At 69.0% G+C, this 13,717-nt stretch carries 19 protein-coding genes and 1 CRISPR repeat array; of the genes, 10 read left to right on the plus strand and 9 right to left on the minus strand.

Annotation, left to right across the window (positions count from 1 at the left end; all coding sequences use genetic code 11):
• The coding region (locus ABZ470_RS19945; RefSeq protein WP_362912737.1) for a VCBS repeat-containing protein at nucleotides 1-364 on the plus strand (364 nt) is incomplete at its 5' end.
• A 203-nt stretch (nucleotides 365-567) separates the two neighbouring features.
• Here the strand turns inward: ABZ470_RS19945 and ABZ470_RS19950 are convergent.
• Nucleotides 568-927: an STAS domain-containing protein gene (locus tag ABZ470_RS19950; protein WP_362912739.1), complete on the minus strand. Its 360-nt coding sequence runs from the start codon at nucleotides 925-927 to the stop codon at nucleotides 568-570.
• A 170-nt stretch (nucleotides 928-1,097) separates the two neighbouring features.
• Between ABZ470_RS19950 and ABZ470_RS19955 the strand changes: the two genes are divergently transcribed.
• Nucleotides 1,098-1,805 carry an SDR family NAD(P)-dependent oxidoreductase gene (locus ABZ470_RS19955; protein ID WP_362912741.1) on the plus strand — a complete coding sequence of 236 codons (708 nt, stop codon included), beginning with the start codon at nucleotides 1,098-1,100 and terminating at the stop codon, nucleotides 1,803-1,805.
• A 103-nt stretch (nucleotides 1,806-1,908) separates the two neighbouring features.
• Here the strand turns inward: ABZ470_RS19955 and ABZ470_RS19960 are convergent, their stop codons facing one another.
• Nucleotides 1,909-2,955 carry a hypothetical protein gene (locus ABZ470_RS19960; protein ID WP_362912743.1) on the minus strand — a complete coding sequence of 349 codons (1,047 nt, stop codon included), beginning with the start codon at nucleotides 2,953-2,955 and terminating at the stop codon, nucleotides 1,909-1,911.
• A gap of 218 nt (nucleotides 2,956-3,173) precedes the next feature.
• Nucleotides 3,174-3,794: a DJ-1/PfpI family protein gene (locus ABZ470_RS19965; RefSeq protein WP_362912745.1), complete on the minus strand. Its 621-nt coding sequence runs from the start codon at nucleotides 3,792-3,794 to the stop codon at nucleotides 3,174-3,176.
• Nucleotides 3,795-4,010: 216 nt separating this feature from the next.
• On the opposite strand from ABZ470_RS19965, the gene ABZ470_RS19970 reads away from it, so the two are divergent.
• On the plus strand, nucleotides 4,011-5,456 hold the full coding sequence (locus ABZ470_RS19970; RefSeq protein WP_362912747.1) for an alpha/beta fold hydrolase: 1,446 nt from the start codon (nucleotides 4,011-4,013) through the stop codon (nucleotides 5,454-5,456).
• Nucleotides 5,457-5,463: 7 nt separating this feature from the next.
• Here ABZ470_RS19970 and ABZ470_RS19975 read toward each other — a convergent pair whose 3' ends face one another.
• The 3 genes from ABZ470_RS19975 to ABZ470_RS19985 form a co-directional block, all read right to left on the minus strand.
• Nucleotides 5,464-5,847: a hypothetical protein gene (locus ABZ470_RS19975; RefSeq protein WP_352015495.1), complete on the minus strand. Its 384-nt coding sequence runs from the start codon at nucleotides 5,845-5,847 to the stop codon at nucleotides 5,464-5,466.
• A 2-nt stretch (nucleotides 5,848-5,849) separates the two neighbouring features.
• On the minus strand, nucleotides 5,850-6,473 hold the full coding sequence (locus ABZ470_RS19980; RefSeq protein ID WP_362912749.1) for a TetR/AcrR family transcriptional regulator: 624 nt from the start codon (nucleotides 6,471-6,473) through the stop codon (nucleotides 5,850-5,852).
• Between the two features lie 104 nt (nucleotides 6,474-6,577).
• Nucleotides 6,578-7,147 carry a DsbA family protein gene (locus tag ABZ470_RS19985; RefSeq protein ID WP_362912751.1) on the minus strand — a complete coding sequence of 190 codons (570 nt, stop codon included), beginning with the start codon at nucleotides 7,145-7,147 and terminating at the stop codon, nucleotides 6,578-6,580.
• A gap of 71 nt (nucleotides 7,148-7,218) precedes the next feature.
• On the opposite strand from ABZ470_RS19985, the gene ABZ470_RS19990 reads away from it, so the two are divergent.
• Nucleotides 7,219-8,133, plus strand: coding sequence for a LysR family transcriptional regulator (locus tag ABZ470_RS19990; RefSeq protein WP_362912753.1), 915 nt, complete (start codon nucleotides 7,219-7,221; stop codon nucleotides 8,131-8,133).
• Nucleotides 8,134-8,201: 68 nt separating this feature from the next.
• Nucleotides 8,202-8,669 (plus strand): VOC family protein, encoded by a 468-nt coding sequence (locus ABZ470_RS19995; protein WP_362782800.1) that lies wholly within the window; start codon nucleotides 8,202-8,204, stop codon nucleotides 8,667-8,669.
• Between the two features lie 82 nt (nucleotides 8,670-8,751).
• Nucleotides 8,752-9,510: direct repeats of the CRISPR family, unit length 29 nt; unit sequence GGGACCATCCCCGCGTGCGCGGGGAGCAC.
• Between the two features lie 99 nt (nucleotides 9,511-9,609).
• On the opposite strand, the gene ABZ470_RS20000 is transcribed toward ABZ470_RS19995, so the two are convergent.
• The 3 genes from ABZ470_RS20000 to ABZ470_RS20010 all read right to left on the minus strand — a co-directional run bounded on the left by ABZ470_RS20000 (nucleotide 9,610) and on the right by ABZ470_RS20010 (nucleotide 11,184).
• Nucleotides 9,610-9,813 (minus strand): DUF397 domain-containing protein, encoded by a 204-nt coding sequence (locus tag ABZ470_RS20000; RefSeq protein WP_362912755.1) that lies wholly within the window; start codon nucleotides 9,811-9,813, stop codon nucleotides 9,610-9,612.
• Nucleotides 9,806-10,642 (minus strand): helix-turn-helix transcriptional regulator, encoded by an 837-nt coding sequence (locus ABZ470_RS20005; RefSeq protein WP_362912757.1) that lies wholly within the window; start codon nucleotides 10,640-10,642, stop codon nucleotides 9,806-9,808. Before ABZ470_RS20005 ends, ABZ470_RS20000 begins: the two co-directional genes overlap by 8 nt.
• Before the next feature lie 137 nt (nucleotides 10,643-10,779).
• On the minus strand, nucleotides 10,780-11,184 hold the full coding sequence (locus ABZ470_RS20010; RefSeq protein WP_362912759.1) for a winged helix-turn-helix domain-containing protein: 405 nt from the start codon (nucleotides 11,182-11,184) through the stop codon (nucleotides 10,780-10,782).
• A 114-nt stretch (nucleotides 11,185-11,298) separates the two neighbouring features.
• Between ABZ470_RS20010 and ABZ470_RS20015 the strand changes: the two genes are divergently transcribed.
• The 5 genes from ABZ470_RS20015 to ABZ470_RS20035 all read left to right on the plus strand — a co-directional run bounded on the left by ABZ470_RS20015 (nucleotide 11,299) and on the right by ABZ470_RS20035 (nucleotide 13,337).
• Nucleotides 11,299-11,532, plus strand: a complete 234-nt coding sequence (locus tag ABZ470_RS20015; RefSeq protein WP_362912761.1) for a hypothetical protein — start codon at nucleotides 11,299-11,301, stop codon at nucleotides 11,530-11,532.
• On the plus strand, nucleotides 11,529-11,873 hold the full coding sequence (locus tag ABZ470_RS20020; protein ID WP_362912763.1) for a hypothetical protein: 345 nt from the start codon (nucleotides 11,529-11,531) through the stop codon (nucleotides 11,871-11,873). Before ABZ470_RS20015 ends, ABZ470_RS20020 begins: the two co-directional genes overlap by 4 nt.
• Before the next feature lie 59 nt (nucleotides 11,874-11,932).
• On the plus strand, nucleotides 11,933-12,220 hold the full coding sequence (locus ABZ470_RS20025; protein WP_362912765.1) for a hypothetical protein: 288 nt from the start codon (nucleotides 11,933-11,935) through the stop codon (nucleotides 12,218-12,220).
• Between the two features lie 644 nt (nucleotides 12,221-12,864).
• A complete protein-coding gene (locus ABZ470_RS20030) occupies nucleotides 12,865-13,098 on the plus strand; it encodes a hypothetical protein (protein ID WP_362912767.1) in 234 nt (77 codons plus the stop codon).
• A gap of 11 nt (nucleotides 13,099-13,109) precedes the next feature.
• On the plus strand, nucleotides 13,110-13,337 hold the full coding sequence (locus tag ABZ470_RS20035) for a BldC family transcriptional regulator (protein ID WP_362912769.1): 228 nt from the start codon (nucleotides 13,110-13,112) through the stop codon (nucleotides 13,335-13,337).
• The last annotated feature ends 380 nt before the right edge of the window (nucleotides 13,338-13,717 follow it).

Consider the following 13,717-nt stretch of genomic DNA (forward strand, 5'->3'; position numbering starts at 1 on the left):
GGCGGACCTCGCCGCGTCCTGGAACAACGGTGGCACGCTGTCCACTGCGGTTTATCTCTCTGATGGCTCGCGGTTTCCGGGGTGGAGTCAGTGGAGTAACAGCGATGGCGGTTGGATTGACGCGCCCAGCCAGAAGTGGGTTGCCGGTGACTTCAACGGTGACAGGAAGGCCGATATCGCGGCTATCTGGAACGATGGTGGCACGAATACGATCACGGTGAGTCAGTCGACTGGTTCGAGTTTTACGCGTAGGCATTGGGCGACGCATGCGGGTGGTTGGGCCGACTCAACGGCGTGGCTGGCGGGGGACTTCAACAACGACGGCAAGGCCGACCTCGCCGCATCCTGGAACAGCGGTAGCTAGTGCGGTGACCGGAAACGTTCACCGGATCGGGTGATCACGCAGCGCGTGGCAGAGGGCGTCCGCCGAGGCGGACGCCCTTTTCGCTGCGGCCCCGGGCGCGTTCGCGGCGCTGGCCGGTCAGCCCGCGCACCCTGACGGGTTCTGCCACCAGGACTCCCTGCGCCGAGCCGGATCTGATCACTCATATCCAACCCGCCCAGGCCCTAGCGCCCCTCCAGGGCGTCCTCGACCGAGTCGGCCAGCTCGAAGAACGTCAGCAGTCCCGTGACGGCCAGCATGTGGCGCAGGGTACGGTTCGCACCGGCCAGGACGAGCCGGGTCTTCGCCTCCCTGCTGCGCTGGAGCACCCACAACAGCTCGGCCAGCCCGGTCGAGTCGCAGAAGGTGAGCCCGCTGAGATCGATGACGAGACAGGGGGCGGGGGAGGTGCCCCAGAACTCGGCGAGCTGCCGCCGGAACACCGGCGCGTAGTCGTAGTCGAGATCGCCGACCGCGCGGACCACCACGGCGTCCCCGTGGGAGCCCGACGATACGGACAGTGCGCTCGTGCTCTCCGGTGACATCGGAACTCCTCTTAGGCCCGCTGCTCACAGGCGGACGTTCCCCCTGTCCTACCAGGTATTCGGAACCACCGCCTCCACGGACCCCGCCCAAGCCCGGACTTCCCGGGATCGGCGGTCCCTGGACGAGGAGTCCACTGGTCGACCGTACGGCGGGGCCCGAGCATGGGGGCATGACGACAACGCTGATCACCGGAGCGAACAAGGGACTCGGCCTGGAGACCGCACGCCGGCTCGTCGCGGCAGGTCACACCGTCTACATCGGCAGCCGGGACGCAGGACGAGGACGCCGGGCCGCGGAGGAACTGGGCGCGCGGACGGTTCTCATCGACGTCACCGACGAGGCGTCCGTCACGGCCGCGGCGAAGGTCGTCGAGGCCGAGGGCGGGCTGGACGTACTGGTCAACAACGCCGGTGTCGAAGGGCGGTTGCCGGACGGTGGCGTGGTCGGCACCGCGGACACCACCGGCGACATGACACGGACGGTGTTCGAGACGAACGTCTTCGGCGTGGTGCGGGTCACTCACGCGTTCCTGCCGTCGCTGCGGCGTTCGTCCGCCCCGGTCGTGGTCAACGTCAGCAGCGGCCTGGCCTCGCTGACCGGCGTCGCCACCCCGGGCACACCGCTGTACGCCTACCCGGGACTCGCCTACCCGGCCTCGAAGGCCGCGGTCAACATGATCACTGTGCAGTTCGCGAAGGCGTTCCCCTGGATGCGGGTCAACGCGGTCGAACCGGGCTACACCGCGACCGACCTGAACGGGCGCACCGGCCACCAGACCGTCGAGGAGGGGGCCGAGATCATCGTCCGCATGGCCCAGGTGGGCCCCGAGGGACCGACCGGGGGCTACTTCGACATCGACGGCCCCCTGCCCTGGTGACGCTGCCCTGGTGACGCGCACCCGGCGTCACGTCCGGCAGGGCCGGTGACCGGGGTCTCGGGGATGCCCCGGTCAACGGCCCGCCGTACGGTTCCACCTCCGGTCACTCGCCGGGCAGGTGCCAGGTCCACGAGGACTTCTTGACGGTGAAGGAGTCCAGCCGCCTGGTGGCGGCGGTCCTGGGGTCGACCACGCGCTTCACGAACGAGACGAACGAGCCGTCTCTCTTGTCGCCCCGGCCCGTCCAGAGGGTCAGCGTCCCGTCCGTGTCCCAGGAGAGGCGCTGCGGCAGTTCCCCCTTGGGAACGCCGAACCGAAGGGCGACGCCGAACGGAACCTTCGTCGCGAAGGCTCCGGCCGCCATGTCGTAGACGCGAAGGCGGGGCCTGTCCGGAATGATCCTGTCGAGGATCGCGAGCGTGGTCGCGTCGTCGGCCAGCGTGACCTGGGCGTCCTCGAACAGGGCCAGGGGAACGCTCTCGCTGTGGACCTTTCCGCCGTTCGCGTCGAGGACCGTGAAGTCGGCGGTGTTGCCCTCGGTGTCCCGCCTCGTGAGCAGGTGCCGCCCGTCGGGGCTCATGGTCAGTACGGAGGTCTTCGCCGCCACACTGGTCGTCCGGCCGTTGCCGAGGTTGACGACCAGGGCCGGCGCCTTGCCGCCGTAGTCGATCACGGCGAGCGAGCCGCCGGAGGAGAGCGTGACGTGCACGTCGTTCTGACCGACCCTCCTGGGCAGGACGTCGGCCCCGCCGGGCAGCGGGCGGACCGTCCCCCGGGCCACGTCGCGGATGACGAGCCGGTCGCCCCTGAGGTAACTCACGTACCGGCCGTCGCCGCTGACCGCCAGGGGAGCGGCGTCGTTCCTGTCGACCTTGCCGTCCGCCCGGCGGGGATGGACCCGCGCGTCGGCCAGCGTGACCGTCCTGCCGTCGAGCAGCGTCAGCGTCACCGCGCCACAGGGCACCGTCAGATTCCTCTTCGCGCAGCCCCTGACCCACGCGTACCGGACCGAGTCGCCGGACACGGCCCCCGCCGTCGTCTCGGCCGACGCCGTGACCGGAGCCGCCGCCACGGCAGGAGCCGCCGTGATGACGGGGGCCACTGTCGCGGCGGTGAGAGCGAACAGAGCGAGTCCACGGGAAGGCGTCATCGCTTTTCCTTTCGTCCCCCGGAATGTCTTCGTCACCGGAATGGACGTGTCAGGAAAACGAAAAGTTGCGTTGCGGGTGAACGACACGCCATCGAGAAACCGAAACGGTGGATTTGTTCTGGTGCTTTTCCGGTGTCCTTCCGTTTCTTCCGGGGCCGCAGAAGGTTCTCCCGGACCGGTGGGACGCTTTCCCGGCCCGGGAAACAAACAGGGAGCGGTCAGCGCAGGGTGTGGGCCCGTTCGAGGACCTCGGCCGGGGCCTTGGCCACAGAACCGGTGTCGAAGGGCGGCTGCGGGTCGTACTCGGTGTAGAGCTGGATCGCCTGGGCGGTCACCTCGTCGGAGAGCAGGGCGGCCAGCTGTACGGCCATGTCGATGCCGGAGGAGACCCCGGCTGAGGTGATCACCCGGCCCTGCCTGACCACCCGTTCGGAGGTGTAGGTCGCGCCGTACGACTCCAGGGCGGCGGTCGCGGCCCAGTGGGTGGTGGCGGTCAGGCCGTCGAGCAGGCCCGCCGCGCCGAGCACCAGGGCGCCGGTGCAGACAGAGGTGGTGAAGCGGGTCCCGGCGTGGATCCGGCGCACCCAGTCGAGGAAGGCGGCGTCGGCCACCATGGCCTGGAAGCTTCCCCCGCCCGGAACCAGCAGGACGTCGCAGCGCTCGACCTCGGCGTATCCGGTCGGGACGTGCACCGGGAGGGATCCCAGCACGTCCCGCACCAGCCCGGGTTCCGCCGTGACGAACCGCACGGTCGCGCCGGGCACGTAAGCGAGGATTTCATACGGTCCAATCGCGTCGAGCGGCTCGAAGCCGTCGAAAAGTGGGATCACGATGTCCATGCGCCGCAGCATAGCCATCACCCGCTCGGGGATTTCCCCGGGGCCGGGTGGCGCAGCCGTAAAAAATCGTTTTTTCGCGGTACGGCGGGAAAGAGAGCGCGGGCCGGGCAGGAATCCAAGCGCGGTATGACAGGGCCGGAGTGTCAACTTTCGTTAGCGGAAACGTCCACTTTCTCGGGCAGACCGGGTGGGACGGCGTCCCTAGCGTGGGGCGGCATGATCACACGATGGATGTTCGGCGCCACGGTCGCGCTGACGATCGCCACGGCACTCCCGGCCTCGACGGCACTTCCCGCGGCGGCCTCGGCGGGGCTTCCTGCGGTGGGCTCGGCGCGTGGGACCGCTCTTGAATGGCGGTCCTGCCCCGGTGAGAAGAGCGAACTGGAGTGCGCCGACCTCGCGGTCCCCCTCGACTGGGACAAACCCGGCGGACGCGAGATCACGCTACGGCTCGGCCGCCTGCCCGCGACCGGCACCGCCGAAGGTTCGGTCCTCATCGCGTACGGCGGGCCAGGCGGCCCCGGCATCGCCACGACCCAGGCCCATGCGGAGATCTGGGCGAACCTGCGCACCCGCATGAACGTCGTCACCTGGGACACCCGGGGGTACGGCGAGCAGTTCGGCGGCCGGAGCGACGGCCTGCCGTGCGTCTGGACCCGCGTTCCCTACCCGGAGTTCCCGGCCGACGACGCCGAATTCGGCAGGCTCTCCGACACCAACCGTGGATACGCCCAGGCCTGCCGCCACGGCGACCCGGAGTTCTTCGCCCACATGAGCTCGGCCGACCACGCCCGTGACATGGAGGCGATCAGGCAGGCCCTCGGCGAGGAGGGACTCAACTTCTACGGCGCCTCCTACGCCGGGCTGTACGCCCAGGCCTACGCCCGCCTCTTCCCCGCCCGGGTACGCACGATGGTGCTCGACGGCACCGTGAACCACAGCGAAGCCGACTGGCTGAAGGAGGTCGGCGAGTCCGCCCGCGACAACCAGGCGGCGATGCGGCGCTTCTTCGACTGGTGCGACGACGAGGACACCTGCCCCCTGGGTGACGCGGCCCGCGACTGGCGCAGACTGCTCGCGAAGGCGGAGCGCGCGCCGATCGCGGCCCGCCGGGTCGAGGCGTCCTACGGCGCCCAGGACCTGCGGAGCTTCGCGCTCGGCCTCGCCAGGGCGGGGGAGGAGCAGTGGCCCGCGCTCGGCAGGGCCGTCCAGGACGCTCTCAGGGGTGACGCCTCGGGTTTCGCCCCGCCGCGGGGCGCCCGCTATCCGGACCTCACGACCCCCGTCACCGAATGTCTCGACTGGCCACGCTTCCGCGACCGCGCGGAGACGGCGGCGGCGCTGACCAGGCTGCGCCGGATCGCACCGGACACCGGGGCCGCCTTCACCCTGGCGGCGGGGGCGCTGGCCTGCGTCGGCTGGCCGGTGGAAACGACCAACCCGCCGAAGCCCCTGCCGAGTGGCCTGCCGCCGCTGCTGGGCGCGGGCGCGTGGGTGGAGTCCGCCATGACCGCCCGGGTCGTACGGCAGGTGCCGGGCAGCGTCACCATCCGCCACGAGGGACCGGGACACACGCTCTACCCCTTCAACGCCTGCGCCCGCGACCACATCGACCGCTACCTCACAGACCGCAGGACGCCCCCGCGGAACATGGTCTGCTGACCTCCTTTCACGGTCCGTTCGCCGGAACCGGGGAGGCACGGAAGGCGAGCACCGCCGCCACGAGCAGCAACACCCCGCACACGGCCTGCTCCACGACCATCCAGGCCGGCAGCGCCAGGAACAGCACGACCCCGCCCAGGGCGACGAGGATCACGACGAGCACGATCCGCAGGCGCAGGAGCGCCCGGCCACCCCCCTGCTGGGCGCGACGGGCGAACACGAAGGTGAGGACCGACGTCGCCGCCACGATGACACCGCGCACCCACGCCTGCGGCGTGACGAGGGACGGGGCCACGGAGGAGAGGACGGCGATCGCCGCGACGGTCAGCACGCTCAACACGGCGTAGGCGACGACCAGGAACTTGGCCGTGCGCAGCGGGGAGACAGGCATGGTCATTCCTCCGAACCGGCGGTGGGAGCGGCCGGAACCGGCCTGACAGACCGCAGGAAGAGCGCGACGATCTCGCTGACGTAGTGATCAAGGTCCAACTCGGGACGCGCGAGAAAGTAGAACGCCGCCCCGTCGATGACGGTGCGGATCGACAGGGCGGTGACCTCGGCGTCGAACACGGTGAACTCGCCACTGGCCTGGCCGGACTCCAGCAGCCGCCGAAGCGGGGCGGCGGCGTCCTCAAGCTGGACGACCTGGACGGCGCCGGAGTTCTCGATGATCCGCTGGGTCGCTCCGACGTGCGCGGGATTGAGCGTGATGAAGCGCAGGTTGGTCTCGATGTAGGTGCGGAGCTTCTCGGTCGGGGTCTTCGCGGCCCGTAGCCGCTCCGCCATGAACGCCGCTCCGTCCTCGAACAGCGTCGTGACGACCGCCTGGTAGAGCTCCTCCTTCGAGGCGAAGTGATACAGCGCGGTGCCCTTGCTGGTCCCCGCCTCCCGCGCGATCCGCTCCAACGAGGCGGCCGGGTAACCGTCCTGGCTGATCACCCGGACGGCGGCGGCGATCAGATCCTCCCGCCGAGCCCGCCGCGTACGAGAAGGACTCCCCGATTCTTTCGACCTCATGGTCCAAAGTTAGACCAAATGGTCGAAAAAACCAACACGGGTCGGGAAGGAGATCCGAGACGTACTGTCGGCGGGAGCGGCACGGCCCCACCGGTTCCTTCGAGCTAGAGGACGGCCAACTGGCCGTACAGGATCTCCTCCGACAGGGTGCCGCCGTTGAGCGCGGGCTTGCCGTCGAAGCGGAACACCGGCACGGCGGTGACGTCACGAGCCCAGAGCACGGGGACCGTCTCGTCCCATCGCACACCGAGTTCCGCCGCCAGTGCGCGCAGGACGCCGAGGTCGCCGATGTGGGCTCCGTCCACGAAGTGGGCCTGGAACAGCCGCGCGGTCACGACCTCGGCCAGGCCCTGGTCGGCGGCCATGGCGATCAGGTGGTGGGCGTGGCGGGTGTCGGCCGTCACCGCCTTGGCGAAGGCCAGCGGGACGCCCTCGGCCGCGGCCAGGGCGTTGACCCGGGCCACCCCGCTCTCACCGAATCGGTCCAGGCTCTGGTCGAGCTTGGACCGGCCGCCCACGGCCCCCGGCTCCACCTGCCAGGAACGGATCGTCAGATCGATGTGCCCGCCCTCCGCACGGAAGCGGGCGGCGGCTCGCCGGTACCGGGTGAAGGCCAGATAGGACCAGATGCAGATGACGTCGAGGGTGATGTCCACACGTGCCGTGTTCTTCATGGTGTTCAGCCTTGTCGCTGCCCTGACCTGCGACAACGACGGCTTTCGCAACGATCGCTAACCTGTGGGTTATGGAACGGCGTGACATCGAGATCTTCCTGACCCTGGCCGAGGAACTGCACTTCGCCCGTACGGCCGAGCGGCTGGGCGTCAGCGGTGCCCGGGTGAGTCAGACGATCAAGCAGCTGGAGCGCCGGTTCGGCGTCGCGCTGTTCCAGCGGACCAGCCGTCAGGTGGCGCTCACCCCGGTCGGCAACGCGCTGCGAGAGGACGTGCAGGCCGGATACCAACGCATTCAGGAGGGCATCGCCAAGGCGGTCGCCGCCGGGCGTGGCTTCACCGGCACCCTGCGGGTGGGCTTCTCCAGCCCCCTGGTCGGGGAGGCCATCATGGCCGCCGGGGAGGCGTTCCGCGCCCGCCATCCGGACTGCGAGGTGCGCATCCGCGAGGTGCACCTGTCGGAGGCGTTCCGCGCGCTGCGCGACGACGAACTCGACCTGCAGATCACCGAGCTGCCCGTCCAGGAGAACGACCTGTCCAGCGGGCCCGCGCTGCTGCGCGACCCCCGCATGCTGGCCGTCTCCGCCAGGCACCCCTTCGCCCGCCGCGACAGCGTCACCGTGGAGGACCTCGCCAGGGACACCGTGCTCGTGCCCGCCGACGCCCCCGCCTACCTGCTGGACACGCTCATCCCGCCGCGGACCCCCGGCGGGCGTCCGATCCAGCGCGAGAAGGTGCTGACCTCACGGCAGGAACTGCTGACGCTGGTCAGCGGCGGTGCGGGAATGGCCGTCGTGGGCGGCCAGGCCACGCGGTACCACGCCCGGCCGGACATCGTCTACGTGCCCATCGCCGACATGCCGCCGATCGAGTACGGGCCCGTCTGGCCGGTCGGCGGCCAGACCAGCAGGGTGCGGTCCTTCCTCGCACTCCTCCTGGCCGAACTCGATCGCCAATCGTTTCTCCTGACCGGGCTCGATCGATAACCCAGGGGTTAGCGACCGTTTCGGATCTCGTCGTTGTCGCAGGTCGGCGCGGTGCCAAGGATGGAGTCATGACAACGACGAAGCAGAACCCCATCCCCGAGGAGTACAGGGGCGGCGTCCCCTACCTCAACGTGCACGACGCCAAGGCGGCGATCGCCTTCTACAAGGAAGCCTTCGACGCCGACGTGCGCATCGAGATCCCCCGCCAGGGCGACAAGGTCGCCCACGCCGAGTTCCGGATCGGCGACGCGGTCTTCATGCTGCGTGACGAGTACCCCGAATACCGCTTCCGCAGCCCGAAGACGATCGGCGGCACCCCGATCAACCTGATGGTCTTCGTGACGGACGTCGAGACGTTCGCCGAACGGGCCGTCGCCGCGGGCGCACGCGTCATCCGGCCGGTGGAGATGCAGTTCCACGGCGACCTACAGGTCGAACTTGAGGACCCCTTCGGCCACTCCTGGTTCTTCACCAGCCGGGTCGCGCACATGGACGAGACGGAGTTGAAGGAGACCGCCTCGGCGGTGAACCTCTGAACGGGCCGAGTACGGCGCGCGACAGGGGGTGGGACCGCGAAGGCCACGTCACAGGGGCCACCAGAGCGCCGACGGCGGGCCGAGGACCATCCCCGCGTGCGCCGGGAGCACATCAGCATTTCATCGTCGAAGCGGTAGATGCTGGGACCATCCCCGCGTGCGCGGGGAGCACGGAAGACGCCCTGGAAGGTGGGGTGGATTACCGGGACCATCCCCGCGTGCGCGGGGAGCACGTGGTGAGAGCCCAGGTGTCCTCATGGGTGGCGGGACCATCCCCGCGCGCGGGGAGCACGGCGCCCCTGCCTTGAGCTCCAGGAACTTGCTGGGACCATCCCCGCGTGCGCGGGGAGCACGGCAGCAGCACCCCCTCGGGCAAGGTGTGGTTGGGACCATCCCCGCGTGCGCGGGGAGCACGAGCACGTCTCCTCCGGGATGGCCAACGCCGAGGGACCATCCCCGCGTGCGCGGGGAGCACTCGATGGCTGGAGCCGCCCCTTTCCTCACCTGTGGACCATCCCCGCGTGCGCGGGGAGCACGGAGCAGCGGTAGCCGATTTTTCGCTAGCCGGCGGACCATCCCCGCGTGCGCGGGGAGCACGGACTGCGGGTCCGGCTCGCTGGAGATCGACGGGGACCATCTCCGCGTGCGCGGGGAGCACTCCTTCGGGCTGGTCTTCCACCCGTCGACGCGGGGACCATCTCCGCGTGCGCGGGGAGCACACCACCCGATCCGGGGCGCCGTCCTCGACCTGGGGACCATCCCCGCGTGCGCGGGGAGCACGCCAGCAGTACTACGGTGCGTGAGGCGAGGTCGGGACCATCCCCGCGTGCGCGGGGAGCACCCTCGCCGACCTGCGGGTTTATCGGCGAGAGGGGCGGAAATTCATTACTTTTGTTGAGTTGGACATTTCGGGCATGGTGCTTGTTGGCTGGGCGAAAGGTCAGGCGTCGAAGGCGCCGGTCTGTACGCGGCCGATGAATGAGCGCCACTGGGCGGGGGTGAAGGCCAGGGCCGGGCCGGAAGGGTCCTTGCTGTCGCGGACGGCGACGAGGCCGGGGAGGTTGGTGGCGACTTCGACGCAGTTGTTGTTGGGTCCGCTGAGGCTGGACTTGCGGAACTCGGCACCGGACAACACGTCAGTCATATTCACTCCTCACCACGGCGATGAACGCCGTGGACTCCTCGGGGGACAGCGCCGTTGCGGCGAGACGCTCGAAAGTCAGCATAAGCTGCCGGATCTGCTCGGTGTCCTCGACGTACACCTCCCCTGCCGGGCATTCGGCATATCCAAGATCTGGATCGTCATCTCCGAAGGTGAGCACCGAAAAGGCCCCTTCTGTGCCGCCGTGTACTCCGGCTGCCGTCGGAAGGACCTGGATCGTGATGTTCGGCTGCTTGGCGGCCTGGAGAACCTCGTCGAGCTGGCGGGTCATGACGTCGGGAGTGCCCACGGGGTAGCGCAGGACGTATTCGGCGATGACGATGCGCAGGGTCACCGGGTGGGCGCCGAGCAGGCTGGTCTTGCGCTGCATCCGGGCGTCGATGCGACGAGAGAGCTCGACATCCGACTGGTTGGGATGGCCCGCCTGGATGATCTCCCGGGCGTACTCCTCGGTCTGGAGCAGTCCCGGCACCAGTAGCGGCTCCCAAAGGAAGATCTCTCTGGCCGCCGCCTCGAACTCGACGTAGGAGCCGGTGAACACGTCCGCGTAGGACGTCCACCAGCCACGGCGCGCGACCTCGCGGGTGAGCTGGACCAAGGCTTCGGTGGTCGACTCGGCCACGCAGTACAGGTGGCAGATCGCCGCCACGTCGGCGGTCGTGGGAGCGCCTTTGCCGGTCTCGAACCGGTTGAGCTTGCTGCGTGACCAGCCGAGCTGCTCGGCGGCGGCCTCGGTCGTCATCTCTGTGGCGGCACGCAGCATGCGCAACTCGCGCGCCAGGCGGCGCAGCCGCACCGTGGAGTGCTTCATGTGGCCAGTGTGGCGCACGACTCCCTCCAGTATCTGGACTTATTGGGTATTCATCGAATGCGCTTGTAGGCGTGAGATTCTCACGTCATCATGTGAGCACCAGAGGCCGCAACCCTGAAAGGGGGTGCCATGGTTCGTCAGGAGATCTCGATCTCCGTGTCGTACGCCGACAGGAGGCGCGTCCCCTCTCCGTCGTTCACGACGAGAACAGGCATCCCCTCCGCCAGTCGCAGGCGCTTGCGCTCCTGCAGGGTTGGCAGTCGCACACGGATACGTGCCGACCCTTCGATGCGGACGATGGCCGGTTCCACTTCCTCGCGGACGTATGAACCTTCGCGGCTCACGGTTCGCACAAGCCCTTCACTGCGGAGTACGGCCAAGGCGTCGCGCAGCGCGTCGATTCCCACCCCGTACTCGTGTGCCAGATCAGGCTCCGCCGGGAGCCGCTGGCCGGGGGAGAGGGCTCCGCTGGTGATCCGCTGCCGCAGGTCGCCGGCGACCTGGCGGTACAGAGGCTCATAAGAATCAGGATCTATGGGCATCGCATCATGCCACTAGGCCTGTATGCCAGTCCCCCTGCTGGCCAACAGGCAAGCAAGCCAGTAAACCATCGATACAGATCGGCGATGGGGCCGATCGGACAGTGGAGGTCCGACGTGCACGATGGCAAGAGCCCGGCGTCCGCGCCGACGATTCCTGGCTGGCGGTTGATCATCAGTAACGCGGGCCGGTTCTGGGCCTTCCGCGACCACGTTTTCCCCCGCGCCGCCGTACGGGCAGGGGCCGAGTCGGCCGTGGACGCCGACACCTTCGAGGAAGTCCAGGCCATCATCGCCGAGCAGGAGGAGACCGCCCGCGTCGTCGCCCTGGTCGAGGAGGTCACCTCATGACGGGGCGGCATCGTGACGGCCTGCCATACGCGCCGGTGTATCGGCGGGTCTGGGACGGCCCGGCTCGCGCCGAGGCTGAGCGGATCGACCGGGTGTGGGCAGACTGGACCGTCCTGTACAGCTTGGGGCGGCGCAGCTTCTACGCGATGGCCGTCTGGGACGGTCCCCGGCCGGTGATCGTTGAGGACGCTACCTCCGAGGGGTTGGAGGAACGGATGCGGGAGGCCGAGATGATCCGGGCGGTTCGGCTCGCGCCGCCTTCACTGGCTCGGCGGGGGCGCATCGCCTCCGAGGTGGCGGGGGCCGGTGGACGGCGTTCGCCGGGTGGGAGGGCGGCATGATGCTACCGGCCTGGGCTCCTGGTCAAGTTTCTGAGTTTTCCGATCGAACCTGTAACTCCGTGCAGACGGCTCACCCGGGCTGGCTGGTGTTCCACAACTCGATGACCGGGCTGTGGAGCGCCTATCGCCGCTTTCTGACGGGCAGGCCTTACTCCGGGGACGTGCTGTTGGTGCGGGCCGAGTCCGCCGAAGAGCTGGAGCGGAAATTGGCCGCTCAGACGCTCCCGACGGTGCCGCCGAGCATCCAGGCCGTCGCCGTGGCCCGCGCCCTGCGGACTCGGACCGCCCGAGGCTCCCGGGTCGTTCAGGGCCGGTCTACGGCACTGCGCAGACTTCTGCGCCCATGAAGCCGGTACGGCGGGCGGTGGAAACTCATCCCACCCGCTGCTCGCCGTACCCATGAACGTGCGGCTCAGGTAGGAGGGACCTGAGCCGCACACCCTCGCAAGACGGCTCCCATGCACGCCGGGACAAACGGGCGTGCTGGTGTCGGCGACACGGGACGAGGAGTCCAGGTTCGTGTGTCGCCGACAGTCGGGGAAGGGGGAGCCGTCCGGCGCACCGGCCTCATTCGTGGGGCTGGTCCTCCTCCAGGGTGCCCGGCCAAGTGCTCCCCGGCTCGGGGCCGGGCACCCGCCCCCTGAGAAGGGGTCCGCTCCACGAAAGGCCCTGAACCCGGGGCTTCGTGATCCGAATGGGAACCATGCCCGAGAGATCGGAGGCCCGGTCCGGACCTCGGGCTCCATGACCGGGCGCCTGGCCCGGACGATCGGGAAGCCCGGCTCGGACCTTGGCCTTACGACCCGGACGAAGGCCCATGAGCTCACGGGCCGAGCGATCGGGGTCATGGTCCAAGTGAAGGCTCTCGAAGATCCGCATTGAACGAAGACGCCCGGACCTCACCGCCCGAACGATCGAGAACCTCTCCCCGCGCGAAAGCTCCGGTCTGAACGAAGCGCGTTCCCTGCCCGCCTTCCTGATCAGGACGACCATGACCGACTACGAGCGACAGCTGATCAACCTGCTCATCAGCACCCACCCCGCCTGGCGGTACGAGCAACACGACCTGCCCGGCCTGCCCCAATGGTGGGCCATCCGATACGAACCCTTGCGGCTTGACCAGCGCAGAGCCGGGGCCCGGGACGTGCTGGGCCGTACGACCCTCCACCGGTTGGCCGAGGCGTTGGCCCGACACGACGAGATTCTCCACCGCAGCCGCTACTGAAGGAGTCCCTCATGTTCCCCCTCAAGGTCGTCAAGCCTGACGGCACCTTCATCACCGGCCCCGAGACCACCGAACGGCTCCTCACCCCCGGCGAGGTCGCCCAGATCTTCGGCGTGGACCCTAAAACCGTCAACCGCTGGGCGTTGACCGGCCGCATCCCTTCGGTCAGAACCCCCAGCGGCCACCGCCGCTACCGCGAAACCGACATCAGGACCATCCTCAACGCTGTGTCTTCCTGATCGTCCCTGCTCTGGTCTCACTGCTTGGTGAGTGCTCCCGCATGCGCGGGGAGCACGATCGCGGACACCGCGGCCGGGCCGAAGTTGCTGGACCATCCCCGCGTGCGCGGGGAGCACAAAGGCCCTGTAGCAAGAGCTACAGGGCCTTGGGGACCATCCCCGCGTGCGCGGGGAGCACATGGCGGCGTTGGTAATGGACGTGGCCGCCGCGGGACCATCCCCGCGTGCGCGGGGAGCACGCCCCGCGACGCCGAGCGTCGCGGGGCCTTTTGGGACCATCCCCGCTGTCAACGACGGCTGAATCTTGACCCTCTGACGTCGCCTGAATTCTGACCCCCTGATGTGCTTGATCGTTACTGATCGCTGCTGTGACCCGCCGC

It is taken from the genome of Streptosporangium sp. NPDC020072 (genome assembly GCF_040631445.1).
GTDB lineage: Bacteria > Actinomycetota > Actinomycetes > Streptosporangiales > Streptosporangiaceae > Streptosporangium.

Excerpts from the sequence above, each read along its gene's own strand:
- ABZ470_RS19970 (WP_362912747.1), top strand. The coding sequence starts at position 4,011 with ATGATCACACGATGGATGTTCGGCGCCACGGTCGCGCTGACGATCGCC.
- ABZ470_RS19980 (WP_362912749.1), bottom strand. The coding sequence starts at position 6,473 with ATGAGGTCGAAAGAATCGGGGAGTCCTTCTCGTACGCGGCGGGCTCGG.
- ABZ470_RS19950 (WP_362912739.1), bottom strand. The coding sequence starts at position 927 with ATGTCACCGGAGAGCACGAGCGCACTGTCCGTATCGTCGGGCTCCCAC.
- ABZ470_RS20030 (WP_362912767.1), top strand. The coding sequence starts at position 12,865 with ATGACCGACTACGAGCGACAGCTGATCAACCTGCTCATCAGCACCCAC.
- ABZ470_RS20035 (WP_362912769.1), top strand. The coding sequence starts at position 13,110 with ATGTTCCCCCTCAAGGTCGTCAAGCCTGACGGCACCTTCATCACCGGC.
- ABZ470_RS19985 (WP_362912751.1), bottom strand. The coding sequence starts at position 7,147 with ATGAAGAACACGGCACGTGTGGACATCACCCTCGACGTCATCTGCATC.
- ABZ470_RS20010 (WP_362912759.1), bottom strand. The coding sequence starts at position 11,184 with ATGCCCATAGATCCTGATTCTTATGAGCCTCTGTACCGCCAGGTCGCC.
- ABZ470_RS19975 (WP_352015495.1), bottom strand. The coding sequence starts at position 5,847 with ATGCCTGTCTCCCCGCTGCGCACGGCCAAGTTCCTGGTCGTCGCCTAC.
- ABZ470_RS20005 (WP_362912757.1), bottom strand. The coding sequence starts at position 10,642 with ATGAAGCACTCCACGGTGCGGCTGCGCCGCCTGGCGCGCGAGTTGCGC.
- ABZ470_RS19965 (WP_362912745.1), bottom strand. The coding sequence starts at position 3,794 with ATGGACATCGTGATCCCACTTTTCGACGGCTTCGAGCCGCTCGACGCG.
- ABZ470_RS19960 (WP_362912743.1), bottom strand. The coding sequence starts at position 2,955 with ATGACGCCTTCCCGTGGACTCGCTCTGTTCGCTCTCACCGCCGCGACA.
- ABZ470_RS20000 (WP_362912755.1), bottom strand. The coding sequence starts at position 9,813 with ATGACTGACGTGTTGTCCGGTGCCGAGTTCCGCAAGTCCAGCCTCAGC.
- ABZ470_RS19955 (WP_362912741.1), top strand. The coding sequence starts at position 1,098 with ATGACGACAACGCTGATCACCGGAGCGAACAAGGGACTCGGCCTGGAG.
- ABZ470_RS19995 (WP_362782800.1), top strand. The coding sequence starts at position 8,202 with ATGACAACGACGAAGCAGAACCCCATCCCCGAGGAGTACAGGGGCGGC.
- ABZ470_RS19990 (WP_362912753.1), top strand. The coding sequence starts at position 7,219 with ATGGAACGGCGTGACATCGAGATCTTCCTGACCCTGGCCGAGGAACTG.
- ABZ470_RS20020 (WP_362912763.1), top strand. The coding sequence starts at position 11,529 with ATGACGGGGCGGCATCGTGACGGCCTGCCATACGCGCCGGTGTATCGG.